The organism is Companilactobacillus baiquanensis (genome assembly GCF_003946605.1).
Lineage (GTDB): Bacteria > Bacillota > Bacilli > Lactobacillales > Lactobacillaceae > Companilactobacillus > Companilactobacillus baiquanensis.
This window is the reverse complement of sequence record NZ_RHOQ01000003.1, coordinates 1-24,272: the sequence shown is the minus strand read 5'-3', so window position 1 is coordinate 24,272 and position 24,272 is coordinate 1. Positions and strand designations below refer to the sequence as shown.

At 34.2% G+C, this 24,272-nt stretch carries 24 protein-coding genes; 3 read left to right on the top strand and 21 right to left on the bottom strand.

What is annotated here, in order from left to right; genetic code table 11:
* Positions 1-246: 246 nt before the first annotated feature.
* The 11 genes from EKM77_RS05775 to EKM77_RS05725 all read right to left on the bottom strand — a co-directional run bounded on the left by EKM77_RS05775 (position 247) and on the right by EKM77_RS05725 (position 10,340).
* Positions 247-711 (bottom strand): universal stress protein, encoded by a 465-nt coding sequence (locus EKM77_RS05775; RefSeq protein ID WP_125593113.1) that lies wholly within the window; start codon positions 709-711, stop codon positions 247-249.
* A 20-nt stretch (positions 712-731) separates the two neighbouring features.
* Positions 732-1,952 (bottom strand): carboxylate--amine ligase, encoded by a 1,221-nt coding sequence (locus EKM77_RS05770; protein WP_125593379.1) that lies wholly within the window; start codon positions 1,950-1,952, stop codon positions 732-734.
* Between the two features lie 327 nt (positions 1,953-2,279).
* The gene (asnB, locus tag EKM77_RS05765; RefSeq protein WP_125593112.1) at positions 2,280-4,175 is read right to left on the bottom strand and encodes an asparagine synthase (glutamine-hydrolyzing); all 1,896 of its coding nucleotides are present in this window, start codon (positions 4,173-4,175) and stop codon (positions 2,280-2,282) included.
* 11 nt (positions 4,176-4,186) lie between these two features.
* Complete coding sequence (locus EKM77_RS05760; RefSeq protein WP_125593111.1) at positions 4,187-5,356, bottom strand: metallophosphoesterase family protein; 1,170 nt, start codon at positions 5,354-5,356, stop codon at positions 4,187-4,189.
* Positions 5,357-5,456: 100 nt separating this feature from the next.
* A complete protein-coding gene (locus EKM77_RS05755; protein WP_125593110.1) occupies positions 5,457-5,981 on the bottom strand; it encodes a GNAT family N-acetyltransferase in 525 nt (174 codons plus the stop codon).
* Positions 5,982-6,046: 65 nt separating this feature from the next.
* Positions 6,047-6,697 carry a hypothetical protein gene (locus tag EKM77_RS05750; RefSeq protein ID WP_125593109.1) on the bottom strand — a complete coding sequence of 217 codons (651 nt, stop codon included), beginning with the start codon at positions 6,695-6,697 and terminating at the stop codon, positions 6,047-6,049.
* Positions 6,687-7,511 carry an ABC transporter ATP-binding protein gene (locus tag EKM77_RS05745; protein WP_125593108.1) on the bottom strand — a complete coding sequence of 275 codons (825 nt, stop codon included), beginning with the start codon at positions 7,509-7,511 and terminating at the stop codon, positions 6,687-6,689. The genes EKM77_RS05750 and EKM77_RS05745 overlap by 11 nt, the downstream gene beginning before the upstream one ends.
* 3 nt (positions 7,512-7,514) lie before the next feature.
* Complete coding sequence (locus EKM77_RS05740) at positions 7,515-8,003, bottom strand: hypothetical protein (protein WP_125593107.1); 489 nt, start codon at positions 8,001-8,003, stop codon at positions 7,515-7,517.
* A gap of 46 nt (positions 8,004-8,049) precedes the next feature.
* The gene (locus tag EKM77_RS05735; RefSeq protein ID WP_125593106.1) at positions 8,050-8,595 is read right to left on the bottom strand and encodes a DNA-3-methyladenine glycosylase I; all 546 of its coding nucleotides are present in this window, start codon (positions 8,593-8,595) and stop codon (positions 8,050-8,052) included.
* Positions 8,596-8,664: 69 nt separating this feature from the next.
* Positions 8,665-9,138 carry a universal stress protein gene (locus EKM77_RS05730; protein WP_125593105.1) on the bottom strand — a complete coding sequence of 158 codons (474 nt, stop codon included), beginning with the start codon at positions 9,136-9,138 and terminating at the stop codon, positions 8,665-8,667.
* Positions 9,139-9,218: 80 nt separating this feature from the next.
* Positions 9,219-10,340 (bottom strand): glycerate kinase, encoded by a 1,122-nt coding sequence (locus EKM77_RS05725; protein ID WP_125593104.1) that lies wholly within the window; start codon positions 10,338-10,340, stop codon positions 9,219-9,221.
* 61 nt (positions 10,341-10,401) lie between these two features.
* Between EKM77_RS05725 and EKM77_RS05720 the strand changes: the two genes are divergently transcribed.
* Positions 10,402-11,202 (top strand): tyrosine-protein phosphatase, encoded by an 801-nt coding sequence (locus tag EKM77_RS05720; protein WP_125593103.1) that lies wholly within the window; start codon positions 10,402-10,404, stop codon positions 11,200-11,202.
* Positions 11,203-11,630: 428 nt separating this feature from the next.
* On the opposite strand, the gene EKM77_RS11065 is transcribed toward EKM77_RS05720, so the two are convergent.
* The 7 genes from EKM77_RS11065 to EKM77_RS05685 form a co-directional block, all read right to left on the bottom strand.
* The gene (locus EKM77_RS11065; protein WP_225425204.1) at positions 11,631-12,185 is read right to left on the bottom strand and encodes an SLAP domain-containing protein; all 555 of its coding nucleotides are present in this window, start codon (positions 12,183-12,185) and stop codon (positions 11,631-11,633) included.
* Positions 12,186-12,215: 30 nt separating this feature from the next.
* Positions 12,216-13,286, bottom strand: coding sequence for a hypothetical protein (locus EKM77_RS05710; protein WP_125593102.1), 1,071 nt, complete (start codon positions 13,284-13,286; stop codon positions 12,216-12,218).
* Positions 13,287-13,418: 132 nt separating this feature from the next.
* Positions 13,419-13,721 (bottom strand): hypothetical protein, encoded by a 303-nt coding sequence (locus tag EKM77_RS05705; RefSeq protein ID WP_125593101.1) that lies wholly within the window; start codon positions 13,719-13,721, stop codon positions 13,419-13,421.
* A 97-nt stretch (positions 13,722-13,818) separates the two neighbouring features.
* Positions 13,819-14,007, bottom strand: coding sequence for a hypothetical protein (locus EKM77_RS05700; protein ID WP_125593100.1), 189 nt, complete (start codon positions 14,005-14,007; stop codon positions 13,819-13,821).
* 322 nt (positions 14,008-14,329) lie between these two features.
* A complete protein-coding gene (locus EKM77_RS05695; protein WP_125593099.1) occupies positions 14,330-16,687 on the bottom strand; it encodes a phosphoketolase family protein in 2,358 nt (785 codons plus the stop codon).
* Between the two features lie 101 nt (positions 16,688-16,788).
* Complete coding sequence (locus EKM77_RS05690) at positions 16,789-17,517, bottom strand: GntR family transcriptional regulator (protein ID WP_125593098.1); 729 nt, start codon at positions 17,515-17,517, stop codon at positions 16,789-16,791.
* 107 nt (positions 17,518-17,624) lie between these two features.
* Complete coding sequence (locus tag EKM77_RS05685; protein WP_125593097.1) at positions 17,625-18,611, bottom strand: choloylglycine hydrolase family protein; 987 nt, start codon at positions 18,609-18,611, stop codon at positions 17,625-17,627.
* Positions 18,612-18,774: 163 nt separating this feature from the next.
* Here EKM77_RS05685 and EKM77_RS05680 point away from each other — a divergent pair, with 163 nt between their 5' ends.
* A complete protein-coding gene (locus tag EKM77_RS05680; RefSeq protein ID WP_125593096.1) occupies positions 18,775-19,719 on the top strand; it encodes a Dyp-type peroxidase in 945 nt (314 codons plus the stop codon).
* 518 nt (positions 19,720-20,237) lie between these two features.
* Positions 20,238-21,521, top strand: a complete 1,284-nt coding sequence (locus EKM77_RS05675; protein ID WP_125593095.1) for an O-acetylhomoserine aminocarboxypropyltransferase/cysteine synthase family protein — start codon at positions 20,238-20,240, stop codon at positions 21,519-21,521.
* 168 nt (positions 21,522-21,689) lie between these two features.
* Here EKM77_RS05675 and EKM77_RS05670 read toward each other — a convergent pair whose 3' ends face one another.
* Genes EKM77_RS05670 through tnpA form a run of 3 tightly spaced genes read right to left on the bottom strand, consistent with a single transcriptional unit; the run spans position 21,690 to position 24,125 of the window.
* Entirely contained in the window at positions 21,690-23,123 is a 1,434-nt protein-coding gene (locus EKM77_RS05670; protein WP_125593094.1) for a PH domain-containing protein, read from the bottom strand.
* Positions 23,113-23,598, bottom strand: a complete 486-nt coding sequence (locus EKM77_RS05665) for a PH domain-containing protein (RefSeq protein WP_125593093.1) — start codon at positions 23,596-23,598, stop codon at positions 23,113-23,115. Before EKM77_RS05665 ends, EKM77_RS05670 begins: the two co-directional genes overlap by 11 nt.
* A 59-nt stretch (positions 23,599-23,657) precedes the next feature.
* Positions 23,658-24,125 carry an IS200/IS605 family transposase gene (gene tnpA / locus EKM77_RS05660; protein ID WP_125593092.1) on the bottom strand — a complete coding sequence of 156 codons (468 nt, stop codon included), beginning with the start codon at positions 24,123-24,125 and terminating at the stop codon, positions 23,658-23,660.
* Between the last annotated feature and the right edge of the window lie 147 nt (positions 24,126-24,272).

Sequence of the window (24,272 nt, the reverse complement as noted above, 5' to 3'; positions counted from 1 at the left end):
TCCACACAACAGGTGGAATTACTCAAAACCGGAAGCGGCAGTAAACGCGTAAAAATCAACAGGGCTCTGCGCTTACTACGCCTAGTGCTTGCACCATCTTCGCTGGTACAAGATACAACAATCGATTCTTAAACGCGTAAAAATCAACAGGGTTCTGTGCTTACTACGCCTAGTGCTTGCACCATCTTCGCTGGTACAAGCACTAGGCTAGGTAATGCTCAAACCCTAACCGTTGATTTTTACGCCCTATCTAATAACACTAACCGAAACACGAGCATTATTAACAATTTTAGCGGCTTGTGAACCGATAGTATTACGATAACGGTTCTTTTCCTCAACCCCAACAATAACCAAATCTGGAGTAAACTTAGGAATCACCTTTTCAACTATCGATTGACCAGGACTGCCTTCTGTTACCATCAAGTGAACATTCTTTACACCAAATGTTTCAGCCTTTTTACCATACATTTCAAGCAATTCTTTAATCTGATTACGACGCTCAGATAATACATCTGGATCTAGCGATTGAAAAATGTTTAAATCACCAATTTCCAATACTGATACGATCCCTAATTCGGAATTATAATGTTTGGCTAATGAACAAGCATAATTAAAAGCATTCTTTGATGATGCAAAATCATCAGAATCCACACAAATCAAAATCTTTTCATATTCAATTTTCTTTACTTTATAATCACGTACTTCATCCATCTTAAGTGAGCCTCCTATTTTTAAAAATCTCGGCCTTTATTAGCTTCAAAGTATTTATCAAAGCGCTTTACATAATTATGGAACATATATGTTAGTAACATCCAGCGCTTAAATGACTTATCTTTGTCATAAAAGACCGTTGTACCTGTACGTTCTTGCTTGATCAATTCTTCGGCGTAACGACTTGCCTCATTGTCAGCAGCATATTTTCTCAAAACCTTAATAGGTACGCCTAACCAAAGTTTGTGTTGAGCTTTATTTTTATTAGCATAGACGGTTGGCTTATTATCCAAGTCGCCTTCAACATAATCTTCAACTAAGTATTGTGCTAAATTATAGCCATTCAAGGTAACAAAGAAACTGCTTCGACCTTGACGCAAGTTGATCTCAAAGAATTTAAAAGTTTGATCTCTTGAATCATACTTCATATCGAAGTTGGCGAAGCCGGTAAATTCCATATCTTCAAGAAATTTTTGAACTTGATCATAAACATCTTGATTGAATTCAGGAACAATGGCTACATAATTACCAATCGACTGTGGAGTTGGATCTTCCAAGATCGGGTGGCCTAAACACATCATCTTAACATGATGATTACTATCAACATACGCATTTAAAACTCGCATGTTGGAGTCATCCCCAGGAATAAAATCCTGTAAGATTAGGTCAGAAGTATAACCGTTATCATATATTTTAGCAACAGTATTATTAAATTCTTCATCTGAATGAACTGTAAATGCTTTTTTACGTCCTTCAAAATGGATGTCAAGCCATTCCACACTGTTTGCCGGCTTTAAAGCTGCTGGATATGAAAATGGAACTTCCATATCAACTTTATCTTGATACATCTTTTTAGTAATTATCTTTGTCTTTGGATGTGGCAGGTTATGTTCGTCAGCGATTTTATAAAAGTTTTCTTTATCGTTTAACGACTTTAATAGATCATAATCAACATAAGGACATACAAAAGTTTTAGACAGTTCCTCTTTATGCTTACTAATAAGTTCAGCATAACCGTCGCCACATGAGATCAAAATAACAGGTTCCTCATGGTTTTCATAAACTTTCGCAATTTCACGCATCTTTTCAATAAATACTGGATCTTCAGAAAATCCGGGATTAATAGTTACATTAACAATCTTAGTAAAACGAGTAGGTGCAAGTTGAGCGCTTGCATATGCTTGTACAGCACCACCGCCATAAACTTCATGGAAAGCACGTGCCATACCATAAACGTTCATATCACTACCTAATAATATCGGCGTGAATTTCTTTCCTGACTTAGTTTCGATAAGGATCAACCTCTTACTTTTATTAATTCATATTTAAAATTTTACACACATTTCAAACAAAATTATAACATATTCAACCAGCACTTCGATAAAACGCTAATTAATTATCATTTTGTGAAACATATAAGAGGATGTAGCTTTCACCACATCCTCTTACATATTTATTGAAACGCGTGATATAAGGCAGAGACCTCCGCTTAGCTACAAACATCGAACAATTGAAAGTACACAATTATTCGATGTTTTAGGCTATGCTCAGTCTCTAACCGCCTTATATCACGCTCTTTTAACTTTAGGGTCAACGTTTGGTTTATTTCCATCATTAATGAAAAATACTTTATACCAAATCAAAAAAGTATAAATCGTCCAAATTTTACGGCGATCATCATTTTTATTATTATAAAATCCATCTAACATCTTTAAAATTTGCTCTTGATCAAAGAATTCACCAACAAATTCTTCACTGAATAAATCTCTAAGTTGTTGATAAACTTTTTTTGAGTGAATCCAATCTCTGATAGGGACTGGGAAACCTAACTTTTTACGTTTAGCCCATTCACTTGGCAACGCTTTTTGTGCTGCCACTCTTAAAGCGTACTTACTATCTTTACGATTCAACAAATATTTTGTCGGAATTTCTTCTGCAACTTGGGCAACTTCTTTATCTAAGAAAGGTACTCTAAGTTCCATCGAATTAGCCATGCTCATTTTATCAGCTTTTAATAGGATATCGTTTGACATAAACTGATGTACATCTAAATACTGCATTTTTTTAACTTCATCATCAAAATCAGCCACTTTACGATAACTGCGCATAACTATATCTTTAACCGATCTAGACTTCTCATAATCTGGTTTAACTATATCAGAAGCCTCTTGCTCACTAAAAACCTTAGCTTCACCAATAAAGAACTCTTCAGCTTTAGCTGTTGATTCATATAGATGCAATCGGCCGGGGAAATTAGGCATTTTCTGTAAACCATGTGCAAGTTTGTAACGAGTATTTTGAGGTAATTTCTTCAAACCTGCCGCAAAAGCTCGAATAACTTTAGATTTAGAGTGGTCGCCGTAGTTAGCATATCCGGCGAATAATTCATCTGCTCCTTCACCAGAAAGAATGACTGTAACATCTTTGCTGGCTAACTTGGTTAAAAAGTACAACGGTACACATGAAGGATTGGCATCCGGTTCATCCATATAATATTGAATTAACGGCATTGCCTTTATAGCTTCGTTTTTCGTCACGATCCCACGAGTATTTTTTAAACCTAAATTATCGGCTAATTCTTTAGCGGCGCTGCCTTCTTCGTAAGTATTTGTATCAAAGTCAATTGAATAAGTATGCTCTGGTTTCAAAATAGCTGTTATATAACTTGAATCAACACCACTAGACAATAACGATCCAACAGGAACATCACTTATCGAATGAGCTTTAACTGATTCATGGATCGACTGATCAATTTTTTTAACTGTATCCTCAAAACTCAACTGATTTTCTTTAAAATGAATATCCCAATATTTTTTGATACTGAGTTTGCCACTCTTATATGTAAAATAGTGACCTTCAGGAATACGAAAAACATTTTTGAAGAAGGTTTCATTTAAAGCCGAATACTGAAAAGTTAAATATGGTTTCAAAGCTGACTTATTCAATTCTTTTTCAAAATTAGGCTGTTTCAAAAAGGATTTGATCTCAGATCCAAAAATAAATGTGCCTTGACGGTTGTAATAATACAAAGGTTTAATGCCAAAGAAATCTCTAGCACCTGTAATGTCGCCTGTTTCTAGATTATAAATGACAAAGGCGAACATCCCCCGGATTTTTTTAAGGAGATCAACGATCCCCCACTCTTCAAACCCATGCAACAAAACTTCTGTATCCGTATTAGTTCTGAATTGATGACCTTTTTTCTTCAACTCTTCTTGAATAATTTGATAATTATAAATTTCACCATTAAAAATAATGGCTTTACTATTATCTTCATTATAAATAGGTTGCGAACCGCTCTTCACATCAATAATACTCAAGCGACGAAAACCTAGTGCAACGTTGCCGTTGATCAGTTCACCTGAACTATTTGGACCACGATGTTTAACTGCATCCATCATAGATTCAATTACCGGTTGTTTATCAGCAATCTTTTTATCTACGAATCCGACAATTCCACACATATTTATTTCTCCTATATCTCAAAACTTACATACCTAGTTGCTGCTCCGTAACCAAATATTTGTAGTCGCAATTTATCTGGGTCAATATTAATAAAATAACCTGATAATTCGGATATTTCATTATATCTTCTATCCCATTTTTTATTATAATCAGTTGTTAAACCGTGCTTTTTCCCCATTAAAGCAGAACAGTTTAAGATTATATGGTTAATTCCAGCAACTTTATAATATTTCTCATAATGCATGTGACCACAAATATATGTAGTAACTTTAGAAATACCAGTAGCCGAAAAATCATATCGTAAATCAACTCCAAAATCACCAGTTAACTGATTTTTAACTTGGCCAAGAGTCTTATTGTTAAAAGCAACAAAAATTTGTTGGATCAAATCTCCATTGAAGTTCAAAGCACTTCTGCCGCTCGGGCTGATAATATTAGCATGACCCATGACAACAACGTACTTATCGACTGTATTCTCCAAAACAGCTATTAGATCTTCTAATTGCTGTTCTCTTATTCCACGTACTTTTTTAAAATCATATTTTTTAGAACCGTTATTTAAAATATATGGTATATCACTCGTGTTTAAGAAAATAACTCGTATATCGCCTTTATCAAACCAGCCAACTTTAGAGACAGGATTCAGTCTAAAGATCTTTGATTGTTCAAAATCGGCTTTTGTTACTAAAGTATCGTAATCATCACGTCTAAACGAAGCCGAACTGATAAATCGATGTTCATCATATTTATCATTTTCGTCATGATTACCTTCAATAATATAAAATGGCGACTTGCTATTTTGATAATTTTCAACGACAAAACGTAATAAACCTCGGCTTATCTCTGGTTTATCACTACCGTCGATCAAATCACCTAAGTGGACATTAAGATCAATATTATTATCATCACTGACCGTGTTGCTTTCAATCACGTGACGTACACCATTGATCCCATAATAAGAAGCACTGGCGATCGCTTTGGCATGAGTATCAGTCAAAACAGACATTGTCAGTGTATTATCGGTTATATGAGATTTCACATTATTTTTATAAACATTATTTATATAATCAACCGCAAAAGGTCTTGGTTTCAACCTTCTTAGAAAATTATCAGTTTGTGTTGAGATAAATTCAGATGGTTTTGGATTCAAAACCTTTTTAGCAAAATTTTTAATATTCAATTTACTGTTCTCCCAATACTTCCAATACTAACATTTTTTCAGTGAAAAGAACCAAAAAAACCATCTGTACCGATGGCTTAAATACAATACGATTTAACTGTTAATTCAATAAGATTTGGTAGGCTTTTCTATCGCCTTTATCCTCATCCATAGTAATAATGCCTTTTTCAACAAAACCATTAGCTTTAATGACATGTTGCATAACCAAGTTTTCAGGATGAGTATCGATCCTGACGTCTTCATAACCTAAACTATATGACATTGTCATAAGTTGCTGAATCAAAGCAGCAGATAAATGTTGTCCTTGATGACCTGGTTCTACTGCGATTCTGTGGATGATCGAATAAGTTACATCAGATTCTCCATCCCATTTACCATTAGTTATTTCTTGATAGTTCTTATCGTAGCCCTGTTGGAGAGCAGCCGTTCCTACTACTTCACCATCCAACAATAAAACGTAATTAATACCTTCTTCAAGGTCTTGTTTTAAGATGGCTTCATTGGGATATCCACGTTGCCACTGATCGACACCACGGTCGCGTAAGGTTTTCTTAGCGCCCTCAATAATTTCTATAACTTTTGGCAAATCGTCTTGTTTTGCACGACGTAAGTAAATATTGCTCATTATAGGCCTCCTTGTTCATCAGGCAATTAAAGCAGAAGTCGATGGTAAATAGCAATACTTTTATCTCATTTTTCGAATTTTTTTTGATAAAAGACACCGCTAATAGCAAATAAAATAATCCCATAGACAAATTGCTGTCCGGCGATCGGTAGTAAAGCTTGTAGTGAATGTCCATCTTGCAAGGTTACTATCATTTTAGAAATAGGTGGCAGGATCCAGTTTACATAGTACAAAGTACCACTAGAGCTGTCGGATAATGATAAATACAATAGAATTAAAATCCCGATCTGTCCTATGATAGGATGTTTTTCAAATCGCAATTTTAAAATCATTGCTATTTCTGTACCAACAAAGCCTGATGTCGTAAATAATATAATTAATACCCAATCAGCGGTATTAATAAATGTTAAAACCGCCGTTAAAATATTCATCAACAATAATATAACCGTTTGAACTGAAATATACAGCCAGTAATTATTGATTTTTTGTTTTACATATCGATTATACAACTGATCATTTCTAAAGAAGTTCAATCCGCTAATTAATCCAATTATAAAAGTTAAAATTATAAAAATTTCAGTCTTTTGTAAATTTGATAAACCTAAAGCAGAATCAATTGTAAATTTAATGACTAATAATATAAACAATAGAGATAAATAAAGATAATCTCTAAATATCAGTTTCAAAAAATTATCTACTAAAAATTTAATTTTCAAGGACTCTTGCCCCCTCAAAATTATAATTCAACTCCAGCATTTCTTTAATGATCGAATCTTTTAGTTTCCTAGGAACTTTTAATTCAATCAAATTTTCTACATTTACTTTTAAGTATTGGCTTAAGTTGCTAGGCAAAGCAATCGTATTTGATTTGATCGTAAAGATCAGCATATAGTGAGTTGATTCATTCTGTGATGTTACTTTGATCAAGCTATTATCTTTTAACAAATAGTTACTATCAAAATAACTAACAATACTGTCATCTTGAACCGTGCTAGCAATTACTATTCCCGAATGATTATCGCGTAGATCTTTAATGATATCCAACATATTAGTGATCATTTCACTATTTTGAAACGAGAAAGGCTCATCTAACAACAAAATATTAGGATGACCAACTACTGCCGCCAAAAAGCCAACGCGTTGTTTTAATCCTAATGATAATTGTTGTACCGACCTATCTAAATAAGGTGTCATGCCCATATATGTGACTAATTCTTTTAACTGAGTATCTGAAACAGCTAATTTTCCACTTAACGCTTGAACATCGTGGAGATATTTTTTTACCGTTTTGGTAATTATTTCAGGATTTATTTGAGGTAAATAACCAAATCTTGCTTTAGGAGTGATCTCGATTTTTCCGCTATCGGGAGATTTAAGACCGACCAATGTGTCCAAGAACTGCGTTTTTCCACTACCGTTATCACCTAAAATATAAGCAATTTCATCTTGATACAAAGAAAAGGCTACATGCTTAAATGCAAAGTAACCTTCGTTTTGTAGTGACAGATCTTTTGCTGTCAGCAATTTCATAGTCTATTGCCATTCCTCAATTGCTCTAGCAGACAACCCGATCGATAAGACAGCATCATTTGAAAGAGCATTTCTAACATCAGATACAATCGTATTATCATAAACGGCACCAATTACAGTAAAGGCATATTCAATCAAGTGTAAATCAGTCTTAACCTTATATTCTCCGTCCGCATAAGGATCTTCATGATTATATGTAAAGTTAATATCATGTCCGGAAAGTGAGCCATCAACGTGATTTACTTGTACACGATCATGAAGTTCTTTTAATTTTCTCGTTGGATTTTGTAAAGTGAGTTGATGATCAGACTCATTTTGATAATAGTCTTCTTCAGTCATGTCAAAATATTCTTGAATTGGTTTTCTCAAGATTTCTAAATCATCGATCAATTCATAGACCTTTTTAACATCTAATTTAGTTGATTTCTTCTCAACATCTTTATTATTTTTGTAGATCCAGTCAGCAAATTCACTAATAGTATCAGAATTCATAAATTTTCCTCCGTTATTACGTCCCTATTATACTTAATAAACTCTATTATTTAAAATCACAGCTATCTAAATGATCATTAATAACACCGATCGCCTGTAAAAATGAATAAACTATCGTTGGACCAATAAATTTAAAGCCTGCTTTTTTCAAGCTTTTGCTTATTTTTCTCGATAGCTCATCTTGTGCTGGGATTTCATCCATAGTTTGATAATGATTGATTATTTGTTTATCATCAACAAATTTCCAAATATAATTCGCAAAAGTTTCATTATTATCATGTAGCTTTTTAATTTGTCTAGCATTATTGATAATAGCATTAACTTTCAATTTATTACGAATAATTCCTGGATCATTTAATAATTGTTCTATTTTATCATCTGAATATTTTGACACTTTATCTACATCAAAGTTTTCAAATGCTTTCTTGTAACCTGAACGTCTTTTTAAAATGGTTGCCCAAGACAATCCAGCTTGGGATAATTCTAAACTTAACATCTCAAATAAATAACGTTCATCTTTATCAATTTTACCCCATTCGTTATCGTGATATGCCTGCATTTCTTCTGAACTATCTGCCCACGAACATCTCATTTTTTCACCAATAAAAAAAGGGGCTGAGATATAACTCATCTCAATCCCTTTCTCCTATCTTATAGATTATTATTTAATTTCACCGTTATCAACTGCTGTTCTAACAATAATAACATCAGTTCTGGCATTTCTTGTAACGTATTCAGATACTGAACCAACTAGTAAACGAGTAACAGCGTTCATACCAGTAGAGCCGATCATAATTAAGTCATTTTTATATTCTTCAACGAATTCTTGAGAAATAACAGTCTTTGGTTCACCGAAACGAATGTGGATATCAATGTTATCCGCATTAGCTCCATTAGCAACTGCTTCATCTTTTAATTCGTTTAAATATTTTTGAGCATCTTCAGATAATTGATAAATAACATCCCCATTTAACATTCCACCATGTAAACCGATGAATTGTTTAGTATCGAGGACTGTCAAAACATCAAGATGCCCTTTATTCATTTGTGCAACCTTGACAGCCTTTCTAAAGGCCATTTCAGCTTCCTTTGAGCCGTCAACTGGTACTAAAATTTTTTCATAATCTTGTTCCATAATTTGATCCTCCAATGCTCTTAATGAAAACTCTTTAATGTAAGATTAAAGCATTAATGAGTTTTATTCAATAAATAATACTAAGAAAATGCTGTCAATGCACGAGCCAATTGATTTGCCACCGATTCATAGTTGCTAAAGATCATCTTTTCATCCTCATTATCAATTTGCTGGTTGACCATCTGGGTTGAAAATATACCTGTAAACAATTGTTCGTAATCTTCAAAATTGTCTACAAAATTATTACATAAAACAAAAGTAGGAATTTTCACGGTCCCAGCTATCTTACTCAAATGATAAAGGATCTCATCATGCATAGAATCGGAAGAAATAATATCGGTAGCGGTTATCAAAACATCAGTCGAGCGAATCGTTTGATCCATGCCAGTTATATTTGCCACCCATTCAAATGAAGAACGGAAAATATGTGCATTGATCATCGCAAAGGCTCCTGCCAAAGTTTTTATCGCATCCGAATTTGGCATCGGGTGTATATCTAAATTATACTTCTGATTTATCTTTTCAGTAATATAAACAAGATTATCTTCTAAAAAACTTATCTGTGTTTTATTCAAATGCTCATAATTTTCTTCTGGTTCTAAATTAGCAGAGTAATTTAATAAAACTGTGATCTTAGTATGTCTGGGTAAAACTCGATTTATACCTTCCAAGTTGATTTGATAGGCATTGATCAAAGGATTTTCACCTTCCGGGATCAACTCTTCATTTTCATCATAGATCTTCGCCCCTAGAGCTTGCAACGCCCCAAATCCTCCATCAGCAACCGCTGTTTTACCTAAGCAGATCACAATGTTTTTATGCCCACTTGACACTGCGTCCAGTATGAATTCTCCCAAACCGTGACTAGTGGCATGAAACAAGTCTTTTCTTTTTTTGTTAATCGCCAAGTCCAGACCTACTATTTGTTCTGAATCTATAATTGCGGTATCCTGACTATCAATGCTTGTTACCAAATAACGACCGGTTTTACTTTGCCAAAAGGCGTCAAAAAATGGCAGTTCGACCCATTTGCCACCGATCGTATGTTTAACTAATGCTGGCATACCGTATTCGCTGTCTGTAACTGGCATTGTGACTATTTCGGCATTAGGTAACGCACGAGAAATACCGCTATAAATGGCTTGACCTACTTTACGAGAGCTAACATGGCGATATTTTCCGGGGGCAATGATAAATTTCATGACAAATCTTCCTTTTGTTATAATTGAGATTAGACTAAACGATTGAGGGGCACATACTTATATGGACAATGCTACAAAACAAACACATCGTATTTTAGATCTTGAAGCAGGTATTAACTTTCGTGAATTAGGCGGCTATGAAACAGCTGCTGGTAAGAAAGTTAAGTATCACAAGATCATTCGTTCCGCTGGTTTAGACAAACTAACGGATAATGATTTAAACTTTTTAAGTAATTATGGTTTGAAAACGGATGTCGATTTTCGTTCGCAAACAGAAATTGACAAAAGCCCTGATAGAATACCTACTGGTACTAAATATGTTTCTTTACCAGTTTTTCGTGAGGATTTGACAGAAGCTTCTCAAATTGAAGATTCCGTCATACCAGAAATTGATTTTGATCCAACAAATGGTTATGAACATATGCTAGATGTTTACAAAGAAATTGTAACCGAAGATCAATCTAAAAAGGCATATCGTAACTTTTTTGATGAATTATTAGGTAATTCAAATGACAGTGACGTCTTATTATTCCATTGTAGTGCTGGTAAAGACCGTACGGGTATGGGAGCTGTATTTTTCTTATATACTTTAGGCGTACCTTTACCAACCATTAAACAAGATTATTTATTAACTAATCAGGCTAATAAAGGATATGTAGCTAATATCCTTAAACAAGTTGAGAAACGTGATGCTTCCTTAGTGGAATCGATTCGTGCTCTAATGACTGTTAGTGAAAACTACTTAGCAGTCGCCGAAAGTGTCATTAAGGAAACTTCAGGAAGTCTAAATAATTATATCAGAAATGAATTGCACGTAAGTGAAAATCAGGTTTCTGACCTGCAAAAAATCTATTTACAGTAAATATTGATAATTACTTCTAACTTACATCACATTTTCTTCACATTTATTGATTATTATATATTTGTAAGTTAAAGGAAAGCGAAGAGCACCTTAACTTATGATTCTCCCTGATATTCTTCATGTAAAAAGTATTAATCCTTAAATATACGATAAAACTCAATCTTCCCCCCTGATAATTGAGTTAAAAAAAGACTGAGAGTTTTCTCAGTCAATGAACACCGCAAAGTCCTTGCGGTGTTTTTATTTTGCGGAGCGTGACATAAGGCGGTTAGAGACTGAGCATATCCTAGAATATCGAATAATTGTGCACTTTCAATTGTTCGATATTCGTAGATAAGCGGAGGTCTCTGCCTTATGCCACGCGTTTAAATAATAATCATAATACAACAAGAGGATGTGACTTTCGCATCCTCTTTATTTTGCCTTTTTTAAATCTCGTCAGCTTTGACAAAGGCATTAGTTGATACTCGATAGTAATTAGCTCCATTAATGTTGACGATACGATCAGTTTTATATGATCTACTCTTAGGAAGTTTTACATCTAATTCATTTCCATGTTCATCGTATACATTAGTTTTATTTATAGTATTTAAATTTTCAAAATCATCCATATATGGTTGGACTTTATTTATTTCTATAAATTCATTTGTTGAAAGTCTGTAATACTCATTTCCATTGATCAGAGCAATGCGATCTGTTTTCCAATCAGTAGCTGGACTAAGTGTTCTCGCCTCATTACCTAGGTAATCGACCAAACTTCCGTCACCATCATTAAAAATACTTACTAAACTAGTATCTGTATTTTTATAAAGATAGACATCGCTGGCTTTAACATATTCATTGGGAGCAACCCGATAATATTTCTGACCATTATAAGTAAATTCTTGGTCACTATGCCAAGTTGTATTGATATCCAGTCCTCTATTGGTAATCAAATTACCTTGATCATCATATAGATTGACCTTTTTAGTTGTTGTAGCAATATTATTTTCTTTATTTACTACAGATGGAGCTTAGGGAACTGTTGGAGTTGTGTTACCACTTTCATCTACATAGTCTAATACTGCATTGATAGTTAATGAAGTACCGTGGGATGTTATTGTTTTGCCATTCCAACTCATAATTTCACCGACATTACCATTAATTATCAACGTATTCATAATAAAGCTAGTTATGTAGCCCATATTAAGATTATCTGTTTTTAAATCATACATTTGTGAATATAAACCTATCGCCTGTGCTGCACTATTTTGAACTGGTGATCCATCGCTATGAACCTCACTAAAAGTCGATCCATCAAGTATCAAGTTTTTATCCTTAATCAAATCCTGATAGAAACTATCGCTCAATACACCTTCAACGTCAGTATATCTTATTTTTCCAGTAGGAAATAAAGGATCAGTTGTACTATCTGGTTGAATTGGAATGGTTTCATTAGCAGCTAAATCCCATTTCACGGTTTTGACTAATTTTTTATTTTTATCATATTCATTTACAGTTATATAACTGTCAGGTAAAGCACCAACTTTATAAGTTAAAACGCCAGTTGTTTCATCAAAAGAAATATCATTTTCATCAATGTAGAACGAACGATATCCAGGAACAGTATTCTTAGGTATTCCAGCATGAGTTGGTGTGCTTGGCAATTTTCCATCAGGAGAATTTTGTCCTTTATCAATATAAATGACTTGACTATCTTTGGGACCACCAACACCAATGTAGTGTATTTCATAATTTTCATCAATTGGCAAATATTGAAAGCCAAAATCTAATTCTTTTCCTGATAAGTTTTCACTTAAAACATCAGTTGATCCTTCATTCTCAAGAATTTTTACAACAATATCAGATGCTGAAGAATCCTCCATTCCCTTCAAATAGTCCAATTTATTTAAATAACTATTACCATAGGTAGATTTAGTAAAATCAATCTTACGACCTTGTTCCATAGTACTTAACCAAGTTTTAACTTCACTCTTATAATTACTGTCATTAACTTTTAAATCTTCTTCTGGGAATCGATTATTATCGTTCCCATCACTTTCAATATCTTTCATTGTTAACATAGCATTCGGTGCTTCTGCCATTGGTACAGAGACGCTTTGATTTTTATCAGCGTCAGTTGTGACTGATGCTAGTTGATATTGACTACTAGCATTTTGTTTATAACCTGGTATAGCAACTGACGGTATCGTTATCGTACTCCCACCATCAGCAGTTCAGGTACTACTTTGTAACGTTTCATTGGAAGTTGAATCAACATAGTTAATGGAATAGCTAACTTGATTATCCGTTGTCTGATCACTAACTTGTGTGGATTCATTTTGAGATGGTGTTGCAGTGGGCGTTGCAGTTTTATTCGCACTATCTTGTTCAGCTACTGTTTCAGAATCACTTGTTGGATTTGAAACTGTATCAGCTTTAACGTTGTTGCCAGAATTAGTTGTTAAAAGCAGTCCTCCAGCTAACGATAAGGTTGAAAATAGTATCCATCTTTTTCTATTTCCCTGATTATTTCCCATGATAATCTGCCTTCTTTATGTTCATGAAATTTATTATAGTTCTTTACATACAAAAAGAGACGTGAAATGAAAATTTCACGTCTCTTTTTTTGAAGTTTTAATCATGAAGGATAAATGTATGATTTTTACCAAATACATTTTGAGCATAGACTGCTAAAATAATTGCTGCAAAAGCGGCAGTTAATACGGCATATCGAACTTGTAACATAAATAGTAACATCAATATTACTACTCCCACAGCTACTAATGCAGTTAATCCTAATTTATTTACAACTTGATTTGTCATAATTATCCACCCACCTTATTATTTTTCAATCTCTCTACATGTCGAGAGTAACATGTGAAATACTCTTTTTCAACCCCTTACATTCAACATTTTTCAAGTTACAGTAATCGGTTACATCAAAGCGTTACAAGGGTTCATTGGCAATACACAAGATTAGACATTCTAATATTCACAATCTTTGCTTTCATACGTTTTCATTCAATATATTTGATATTTTCTAAATATTTTATTAGAAATGGTTTAAATAATTAATTTTTGGTTCATTATTTAAATCCAACAAAAAAAGCCAACTGACCTTACGTCAAATGACTTTTTTGTTAATTTATTTTACATCCCATTTCCAGTTTTCTACTTCTGGAAGGTCTGTACCATATTCACGGATAAATTTATTATGTTTATCAATTTCAGCTTCCATTTCATCAGCAAATTTATCAGCTTTGTCACCATAAACAGCGGTAGCAACTTCTTCTGCCAAGTGGAAACGATCCAATTCATTAACAACACGCATATCGAATGGTGTAGTAATGTCACCATTTTCACGGTAGCCATGAACAAATAAATTGTGATTGTCACGATCAAAGAAGATATCTTTAATGATGTCTTCAAAACCATGGAAAGCGAACAATACTGGTTTGTCTTCTGTAAAGATATTATTGAACTCTTCATCAGATAATCCACGAGGATCAACTTCTGGTGATCTCAACTTCAATAGATCAACAACATTAACAAATCTGATCTTAAGATCTGGGATCTCCTTACGCAAGATACTAATTGCGGCAAGAGCTTCAAGGTTAGGTTCTGTACCAGCAGCAGCAATAACAATATCAGGTTCGCCATTGTCATTTGATGCCCAATCAATAACTTTAAGTCCCTTATCAGCTAATTCTTGTCCTTCTTCAATTGAATAGAATTGTGGACGTGGATGTTTTGAAGTAACCAATAAATTGATCTTTTCTTCATCATTAAGAATCTTTGGCATAACAGCAAGCAATGAGTTTGTGTCAGCTGGGAAATATTCACGAATATATTCAGGTTTCTTTTCAGCTAAGTGAGTGATGACACCTGGATCTTGGTGAGTATAACCGTTGTGATCTTGTTGGAAAGCAGTTGATGTAGCAATAACGTTTAGTGATGGGTACTTCTTTCTCCATGACAATTCGTTAGCTTTTCTTAACCACTTGAAGTGTTGTGTAAGCATTGAGTCAACAACTCTCAAGAAAGCCTCGTAACTGGCGAAAATACCATGACGTCCAGTTAATGCATAGCCTTCAAGGAAGCCTTCAGCTTGGTGTTCTGATAGTTGAGAATCAATAATACGACCAACTGGTGCTTCATATTGATCATTTGGTTCTTTAACTTTTTCCATCCATTGACGAGATGAAGCTTCAAAGATGTGATTCAAACGATTAGACATTGTTTCATCAGGTCCAAATAATCTAAAGTTATCTGGATTATTCAAAATAACATCTTTAAGATATTTACCTAATTCAATCATATCTTGAGCTGTCTTTTCACCTGGTTTGTCAAAGTTCAAAGCGTAGTTCTTATAGTCTGGTAATTTAAGAGGTTTAGGATCAACACCACCGTTAACGATAGGGTTCATTGCCATTCTCTTGTTGCCCTTTGGTGCCAATTCAGCAATTTCAGACTTCAAGCTACCATCTTCGTTAAATAATTCCTCAGGTTTGTATGATTTTAGCCAATCTACTAAAGCATCGGCATGTTGCATATCATTTTGATCTACAGGAATTGGAATTTGATGGGCTCTAAATGAACCTTCAATTGGTTCGCCGTCCCACTCTTTAGGACCAGTCCAGCCCTTAGGTGCACGCAAGATGATCATTGGCCATCTTGGCATTGTTGCTTCTGAAGCTGGATGTTTTCTAGCTTCTTTTTGAATATCTTTGATTCTTTCAATAGCAACATCCATTGTTTTTGCCATAGCTGGATGCATTTCAGCAGGATCATCACCTTCAACAAATAAAGGTTCCCAACCCATACCACTATAATATTCTCTCAACTCTTCATCATTTTTACGCGAAAGAATTGTTGGATTAGAAATTTTGAAACCATTTAAGTTAACGATAGGTAAAACTGCACCATCATTTACTGGGTTAATGAAAACATTTGAGAACCATGAGCCAGCCAAAGGACCAGTTTCTGATTCACCATCACCAATTACAACAGCGGCAATTTGATCAGGGTTATCTAAGATAGCACCGACACCGTGTGACAATGAATATCCAAGTTCTCCACCTTCATGCATTGAACCTGGTGTTTCTGGAGCGGCATGAGAAGCAACTCCACCTGGGAATGAAAATTGTTTAAAGAGTTTTTGCATGCCCTTTTCGTCTTGAGTTATCTCTGGATAAGTCTCTGTATAGCTTCCGTCAAGATATGAGTTAGAAACCATAACTTGACCACCATGACCTGGTCCTTCGATATAGAACATGTTTACGCCGTATTCATTGATAACACGGTTTAAATGAGCATAAATAAAGTTTTGACCAGCAATAGTTCCCCAATGTCCAATTGGATGTACTTTAACGTCTTCAGGTTTAAGAGCACGTTTTAGTAATGGGTTATCTTTTAAATATAATTGACCAACAGAAACGTAGTTTGCTGCACGCCAATATTTGTCGACTAAGTTTAAATATTCTTTTGATGAATAATCTGTCATAACGGCACACTCCTTAGGTTTTTACATGTATATGATAACTAGTATTAAAATTAAAGTCAACCATTTAGCTAATTGGTACGTCCCAATAATGAAAACATACTTTATTTGTCATCTAGGTCAACAAATGAATCATATTTAAAATATTTGTAATGCAGCTTCATAGTTGAGAATTCAAATGGAGTTCCATCATTTAAGAAAAAGATACCTTCCATGATCCCTAAAGGTTCATTTTCCTTTAATTTCAATAACTCCTGCCCCTCTTCGTCTGAAGGTGCGGCGGAAATTGCTAAATAGGTTTTATTAACTTCTTTGCCTAATTCGGTTTCTACATAATTAAAAATCGATTCTGATGCAACTTGATCGGTCAATTCAGGAGCCAGCTTTATTGGAATATAACCTGTTTCGATCATAAACGGTTTATCGTCTAGTAAACGCAGTCTTTTAAATGAATAAACGAATTCACTGGATTTTAAAAATAAGTTATCCTGCATATCTTTATTAGGTCTAATGACATCAAAATTCAAAACCTTGATCCCAGGCTTTTGCCCGTTAAGTTTGAAACTGTCAGTAATGCCTAAATTACTACCACTATAGTTAAAATATGAATCTTGTTTTAAATATAATGGATTGATAAAAGTACCTGAACCACGTTTTTTAAAAATTATTCCTTGCTCTGACATGTTGCTTAAAGCCCGTTTTATAGAGCTTCTGCTGACGTCGTATTGTTCAGCCAGCGAGCGTTCATCTGGCAAGCGCATATCTGGATACGAATTGGAATCTATTTTTTCTCTTAATGAGTTTATAACTCTTTGATAAACTAAATCTGCCATATTATCTCCTTTGGAACGAACCAATTTTATATAAGGTAGTTATCATTTATATTCATTATATCTCAATTAAAAGATGGTTTACATACCAGATATCGTAAGATTGATCCCTAGTTCAATTCTTTAAATTCTTGAGTCATCGTCACAGGAAATTCTTTAGGAGTTTTTTGGGCGGAGATCAATTCATCTGTCATTTTTACTTTAAAAATAGTTCTATTTTCATAAGGAATGTAATACATGATCCTATTTGTCATATCAAATATTGCTTGATACTGCGTGTAGTTTGGACCATCTGGCTTCATGTTAACGCCTTTTGGTACAACAACACTATCTAAAATATGCATGATCGTATTGACCGCTTGAGTTGAATCAGCTGCTGTTTGAGTAACTTCGCGATTAAAGGCAGTTCTAACAAAACGGTCCACTGCTGTATATCCTCCAGGAAGACGGAAAGTTCCGTTTGAACCTAATGGTGTTACTTCTAGATCACCAAATTTTTTACTGCCGAAACTAGTTGTTTGTGCGCCTAAATAATTAGAAAGATTGGTTTCATGCCACTTATAATCTGGAGTATTGGTCATAACGCCCACCTTATCTTCTTGTAAAACAAGGCCGTCTCCTTCAGGTTCGATCACATAAGAGACACCAGTCAAATCACTAAATATCCAATGCAGCGGTTGATTTTCACCCATAACGCCGTTATTAGATTCAATAATATGTACATTCTTTAGATTCTCTCTTAGTTCAGCAACTGATTTATTATTTCCTAAAGCCCATAAAAGAAATTCTTCAGATACTAGATTAATAGCACCTTCAGTTGGTTCGTGGTCATATTCGGCTTTATTGGCGAAGTACAATTCAGCTGCGGCCAGTCCATATTCGTTAGTTCCATCAGCTACCATATAATTATTTCCATATTTAGCACCAGTACCTAAAATGGCATAGTTAGTCTTGTAAGCATTCTTATCAAATGATGAGATCCATTCATATTCTCTAGGTAGAAATGTTGGTACTCCATTCAATTCAAATGCAAAATCCATCGTTCTTGATAAAAATTTAGCTCCATCTAAAGCTTCATAGCTTATACTTGTGCACATTATTACTGCTTCCTTTCGGGACAATTATTAATCAATTTATTCATTGGTTAATTATTATCCTAAATTAGTAACAAAATCAATAATTTAAATTTCAGATTTTTAAACCATTATCTTACTTGCCCTTATGTTATTATTTGGTTAAATAAGCCTTGGAGGTAAGCAAATGACTATCGATATTAAGAGAGCTCAAGACGTCTATAAAGATGCTGGCGAAAGTGTTATTTTTACAACACTTATGCTGAAACGTGAGAATCAAAGTGAGGAAAAAGATGCTATTGCAGAATTTTCTGATATGTCTAATTCAATCTTAAATAGTATGCGCATCCGTGATCCCGAGGCTCAAGCCCATGTAGCTTGGGGATTTGGATCAGACGCCTGGGATTACCTATTTCCAAATGCACCAAAACCTAAAGAACTAGCACCTTTCAAAGAAATCAAAGGTCCAAAATATACTGCCGTTTCCACACCTGGAGATTTATTTATTCACGTACGTGCTTCCAAAATGTCAGTTTGTTACGAGATCATCGATCAATTCATGGGCATTTTACGTCCTATTACAACTGTTGAAGATGAAACTCACGGTTTCCGCTATTTCGAAGGACGTGCTATCGTCGGATTTATTGATGGAACGGAAAATCCTGCTGGTATTGAATCAATGGATTATACTTTGATCGATGAACAACAAGATCCCGAATTTGTTAATGGTTCATATGCCTTTGCTCAAAAATATACTCACAATATGGAAGCTTGGAATAGTCTCAAAACTGAAGATCAAGAAAAAGCTATTGGCCGTCACAAATTTTCCGACCGAGAATTAGATGATGATGAAAAACTTCCAAACGCCCACAATATCGCTTCTAAAGACGAAGAAGGCGGTGTTGAGCATAAAATCGTTAGAATGAATGTTCCATATTCTGATCCAGCTAAAGATATAACTGGAACTTATTTCATTGGTTATTCAAAAGACTTCGCTATCACTAATCGAATGCTGACAAATATGTTTACCAAGAGTGATCGTCTACTAGATTTCAGTACTCCGATAACTGGTAACTTATTCTTCATCCCTTCAAAAGATACCTTGGATAAAATTGTCGAAGGTGAATATTAATTTTAACTGGGCTTGACTTTTTAAATTCAACGACTATACTAATCATTAATTTCATTAAAGAAAATTTAATTTAGATGTTGAAGAGAAGAGTAGATCAACTAGTAGTTTTGAAAAGTGACCGTCAGATGGTGAAAAGGCGGAGCGAAAAATTGATTGAAGATGAGCTTGGAGTCTTACTTAGGTGCAAGCCGAAGGTACGCAAGGATGCGATATCATCCCGAACTTATTATTTTGTAATGAGTTGTTGAGGTAGATTTATCTACGAATTGGGGTGGTACCACGACCACATCGTCCCCATGTTGACATTAGTCAGCATGGGGACTTTTTTTATACTTTTATTAATAAACGGAGGTGATTTGGATGTCGAATAATTTCAGAAATAAATTTTCTAACTATAAATTCAAGAGTGGTTTTCGAATGCCGCAGTTGCGACTAGGCGGCTTTGACAGAAAAATCATCCAAGATAATTAAAAATTAAAAATATTAAAAATTATAAAAATTTCGGAGGAATTACAATTATGAGTGAACAAGATTATAAATTTGAGACATTACAAGTACATGCAGGACAAACTGTTGATGAAACTGGAGCACGTGCTGTTCCTATTTATCAAACAACTTCATACGTTTTCAAAGATCCACAACAAGCAGCCGACCGTTTTGCTTTAAAAGATCCCGGTAATATTTATACACGTTTAACAAATCCCACTACTGATGTTCTAGAAAAAAGAGTAGCTCAACTAGAAGGTGGAACTTCCGGTGTTGCCTTGGCAACTGGTGCAGCTGCAATCTCGGCCGCAATTGAGAATATTGCAGGTGCTGGTGATGAAATTGTTTCAGCAAGTACCCTTTATGGCGGGACTTATAATTTATTCAATGTAACTTTTCCAAAATTAGGTATTAAAACTCATTTTGTTAATTCCGATGATCCGGAAAATTTTGAAAAAGAAATCAACGAACATACCAAAGCACTTTATCTTGAAAGTATTGGTAATCCTGATATTAATTTAGCTGACCTACCTGCCATTGCCGAAATTGCTCATAAACACGGTTTGCTATTGATCGTCGATAACACATTTGCTTCACCTTATCTTTATAAACCACTTGATCTAGGTGCAGATATCGTTGTTGAATCAGCTACTAAATTTATCGGTGGGCATGGAACTAGCATGGGTGGTGTCATTGCTGAAAATGGTAAATTTGATTATAGAAAATCTGACCGTTACCCTGAATTTGTAACACCGAACCCACAATATAATGGCTTAGTCTTCGCTGATTTGAAAGGTGGAGCATTTACAACTAAGGTCCGTTCAGAAGTATTACGTGATGTTGGTGGCGCTATTAGTCCATTTAACTCATTCTTACTAATTGAAGGTCTGGAAACATTATCATTAAGAATCGAACGTCACGTTGCGAATACTCGTAAAGTTATCAAGTTCCTTCAAGATTCACCTAAAGTTGCTTGGATAAAGTATCCTGAACAAGAAGACAGCCCTTACTATGATTTAGCTAAAAGAGATTTCTCCAAAGGAGTTGGCTCGATCTTTACAATTGGTTTAACTGGTGGCGAAAAAGCTGGTAAAGAATTAATTTCTAATCTAAACATCTTCTCATTACTAGCAAACGTTGGTGATGCCAAGTCATTGATCATTCACCCAGCTTCAACAACACATGCACAATTAAATGAACAAGAATTACTAGCAACAGGTATCACTCCAGATTTGATCAGAATTTCGATCGGTATCGAAAACGCTGACGATTTGATAGCTGATCTTAAACAAGGATTGGATAAAGTTAGTGATTAGAAAATAGTGCAAAAAAGAGTGCAAAAAAACATGGGCAACTTTCGAGCATTAAGGCAAATAAGGGACGGAATCCAATCGGATTTCGTCCCTTATTTGTTTTAAGCGGAAAAAGTTATGTTTTTTTGCACGTTTCCGTATATTGCATAAAAAACCATGCTTTTTTGCACTCTACTTATACCACCTAACAACTTCATCAATCAATTTCACTGGTAAATATTTTACGATAATAATACGTTCACCGACTCCTGAACGACAGCTTATTTTCAAATGTGCGAAAAGCTTCCTTTTTAGCCAAATGCTTTGGCGTCTTTCTACTAATTGAATGCTACTTTTAGGTATGTAGTAAATATTCTTAGTAAATAATTTGTTATTCTTCAAATACAAAAAATTGTCATCCAATACACTTATTGTCGTTCGTTTGGCTTTTAAATATGCTGGTATAACGACAAAGACTATTGTCAAAACTATAAATGCTATCCACAACCAAACTATTTTAAAAGTAAAAATTGCAAAAATAATATCTGCAATAGCACCAATGATAATGGCATTGCGCAAATCATAATAGTAGGTTTTTTTAGATGCTGAATAAGTCTTCACTTTTTCTACCGGAATATGCGGGAAAAATTGCTGCAAGAATTTATCCAATTCAGCCATTTCAATAACCGGCATGATGATAATATCTTTTTCTGTATCTTCTTTTTTAGAATTAGAAATAATAACCAATTTAACCGATGCTATTTTTAAAAATCTACGTAATAATGTCTGTTTAATAACCACGGCTTGAACACGATTCATTGAAATAGTTGTTCTTTTAGTTTTAAACAGTCCATATTTCATCTGAAACTGATCATTATCTTTAACCAAATTAAAATGATAATACTTTGCAATTAAAACAAAGACCGAAATAACGTAAAAGATCAATAGAACTATTACTAGTCCCAAAATCATAAGAAAGATACCTAAATGCTGCATTTCGTCAGCGGCCAATTTATAGACCTGTTTGCTGATACCATTTTGGATCTTTCCATAAATCGCCAAAACTACTAATAAACCTGATAAAAATGCTGGAGAGGTTAAAGAAAATTTCAACAACTCTTTCCAAGTTATTGAATAAGATTCTCCCAAAAAAGTTTCCCGTGAAACATTTTTGGATATATCTTCCGTATTAACATGTTTACGATACATATTTAGTTCGTTTTTTAGTTTAACAGATACTGCTGCCAAACTTACTTCTGGGCCTTCAGAATGCCCCGCGGTTTCTATTTCTAATTCTTCTAATCCAAATGGTTTCAGGAAGAACCATTGATTGGTAGTTATATTTTGAATCCTATCGTACGGAACATGATTAACTTTCTTAACGAAAACGCCACTTTTAACAAGTATCTCATGCTCGAGAAGCTGATAGCTGAAAGTAAAGTATTTCAATAAACAGTAAATAATAACTATTACAGCCGTCACAGATATAGCTATAACTATTTTCATTAACGAATTACGAAAAATTGCTAAAAAGAGAATTGCTAAAGACACGATTATTGATTTAAATTCCTTATAGAGATAAAAGATGATTGCGGCCGGATGTAATCGTCTTGGTTTAGATATCATTTTTTGCCTCCTGCGCCAACTTCATAATAATCTCTTTAAGTTCTTCGGCTTGTGTAGACTTAATGCCTTCAATCTCACTTTGACCGGCGGCCGTTACGATAATTATTTTTTGCAGATCTTTAATTCTAAGAATCGGTCCCTGCTTCAAAGTAACATTTTGAACTCTAGCAATTGGAATAATGACTTGTTTTCTAAAGAAGAAGCCCTTATGCAACTCAACTTGTCGTTCATCTATATAATATGTCCAAAAATTCCAACGATAAGTAATCAACACTAACTCCGACACCAAAACAAGTACCGCTAAAATACCAACGACAATTTGACTTACTTTAAAGAATCCACCTGCTACTGTCGGAAAAAGCATCGGTAAAAACAAAAGTACGATAAAAATAATTAAAAAGATGAAGAAATCAAAAAAAGCATTTATTTTCCAAATAGTTTTTATTTCACTGGGTAATTTTTCTACCTTATCCATATAGATCCCCTTATATTAATTTGTGTTTTAATAAACATTATGGCAGAAATCTCCTGATTTTAATCAGGTTGATGAATGCCTTTATGCCTACGCCGTAAGTCATTTTTATTCTGGCTTTGGATATAGTTTTCTACTATTTCTTTGCTCATATTTCCTAAGGTACTCATGTAATAACTATGTGACCATAAATGGCCACCCCAGAATTCTTGTTGCTTTATTTCGGGATGTTGCTCGAAAAACATTCGAGCAGAAGCACCCTTAAACGCTTTTACGATATTAGTAGGAGCGTATTTGGGCTTGAAGCTTATCAACATATGAATGTGATCAGGCATGACTTCCATGCTTTCAATTGTAACTTCGTTTAGATTTGCGATTCTAGTCAAATTTGTTTTCATATCTGAGATCAATTTTGGCGTTGTAAAAGCTGGATTCCGATAGTTTGTTACCCAGATTAAATGGTAATGAAAATTATAGACATAGTTACGTTCATAAATTGCACCATCTATGTGGTCATTTTTCTTACTCATATGTTACCTCCCTAACGATTGACTTATAGTCATTATAATCCGATTGTAATGACTTATATGATAAAATAATTTATCACATTAAAGGTGGTGATACTAATTGAGTAAGACCATGTCACAGCTTCCATATCATTACGGTGTAAAACTTAG

Bases quoted from the DNA above. Each gene is read 5' to 3' on its own strand.
- EKM77_RS05670 (WP_125593094.1), bottom strand. From the start codon at position 23,123: ATGATATCTAAACCAAGACGATTACATCCGGCCGCAATCATCTTTTAT.
- EKM77_RS05710 (WP_125593102.1), bottom strand. From the start codon at position 13,286: ATGGCAGAAGCACCGAATGCTATGTTAACAATGAAAGATATTGAAAGT.
- EKM77_RS05665 (WP_125593093.1), bottom strand. From the start codon at position 23,598: ATGGATAAGGTAGAAAAATTACCCAGTGAAATAAAAACTATTTGGAAA.
- EKM77_RS05770 (WP_125593379.1), bottom strand. From the start codon at position 1,952: ATGAACGTTTATGGTATGGCACGTGCTTTCCATGAAGTTTATGGCGGT.
- EKM77_RS05680 (WP_125593096.1), top strand. From the start codon at position 18,775: ATGACTATCGATATTAAGAGAGCTCAAGACGTCTATAAAGATGCTGGC.
- EKM77_RS05775 (WP_125593113.1), bottom strand. From the start codon at position 711: ATGGATGAAGTACGTGATTATAAAGTAAAGAAAATTGAATATGAAAAG.
- EKM77_RS05745 (WP_125593108.1), bottom strand. From the start codon at position 7,511: ATGAAATTGCTGACAGCAAAAGATCTGTCACTACAAAACGAAGGTTAC.
- EKM77_RS05675 (WP_125593095.1), top strand. From the start codon at position 20,238: ATGAGTGAACAAGATTATAAATTTGAGACATTACAAGTACATGCAGGA.
- EKM77_RS05730 (WP_125593105.1), bottom strand. From the start codon at position 9,138: ATGGAACAAGATTATGAAAAAATTTTAGTACCAGTTGACGGCTCAAAG.
- EKM77_RS05735 (WP_125593106.1), bottom strand. From the start codon at position 8,595: ATGAGATGTTCGTGGGCAGATAGTTCAGAAGAAATGCAGGCATATCAC.
- EKM77_RS05755 (WP_125593110.1), bottom strand. From the start codon at position 5,981: ATGAGCAATATTTACTTACGTCGTGCAAAACAAGACGATTTGCCAAAA.
- tnpA (WP_125593092.1), bottom strand. From the start codon at position 24,125: ATGAGTAAGAAAAATGACCACATAGATGGTGCAATTTATGAACGTAAC.
- EKM77_RS05705 (WP_125593101.1), bottom strand. From the start codon at position 13,721: ATGGGAAATAATCAGGGAAATAGAAAAAGATGGATACTATTTTCAACC.
- asnB (WP_125593112.1), bottom strand. From the start codon at position 4,175: ATGTGTGGAATTGTCGGATTCGTAGATAAAAAGATTGCTGATAAACAA.
- EKM77_RS05690 (WP_125593098.1), bottom strand. From the start codon at position 17,517: ATGGCAGATTTAGTTTATCAAAGAGTTATAAACTCATTAAGAGAAAAA.
- EKM77_RS05720 (WP_125593103.1), top strand. From the start codon at position 10,402: ATGGACAATGCTACAAAACAAACACATCGTATTTTAGATCTTGAAGCA.
- EKM77_RS05700 (WP_125593100.1), bottom strand. From the start codon at position 14,007: ATGACAAATCAAGTTGTAAATAAATTAGGATTAACTGCATTAGTAGCT.
- EKM77_RS05695 (WP_125593099.1), bottom strand. From the start codon at position 16,687: ATGACAGATTATTCATCAAAAGAATATTTAAACTTAGTCGACAAATAT.
- EKM77_RS05685 (WP_125593097.1), bottom strand. From the start codon at position 18,611: ATGTGCACAAGTATAAGCTATGAAGCTTTAGATGGAGCTAAATTTTTA.
- EKM77_RS05740 (WP_125593107.1), bottom strand. From the start codon at position 8,003: ATGAATTCTGATACTATTAGTGAATTTGCTGACTGGATCTACAAAAAT.
- EKM77_RS05725 (WP_125593104.1), bottom strand. From the start codon at position 10,340: ATGAAATTTATCATTGCCCCCGGAAAATATCGCCATGTTAGCTCTCGT.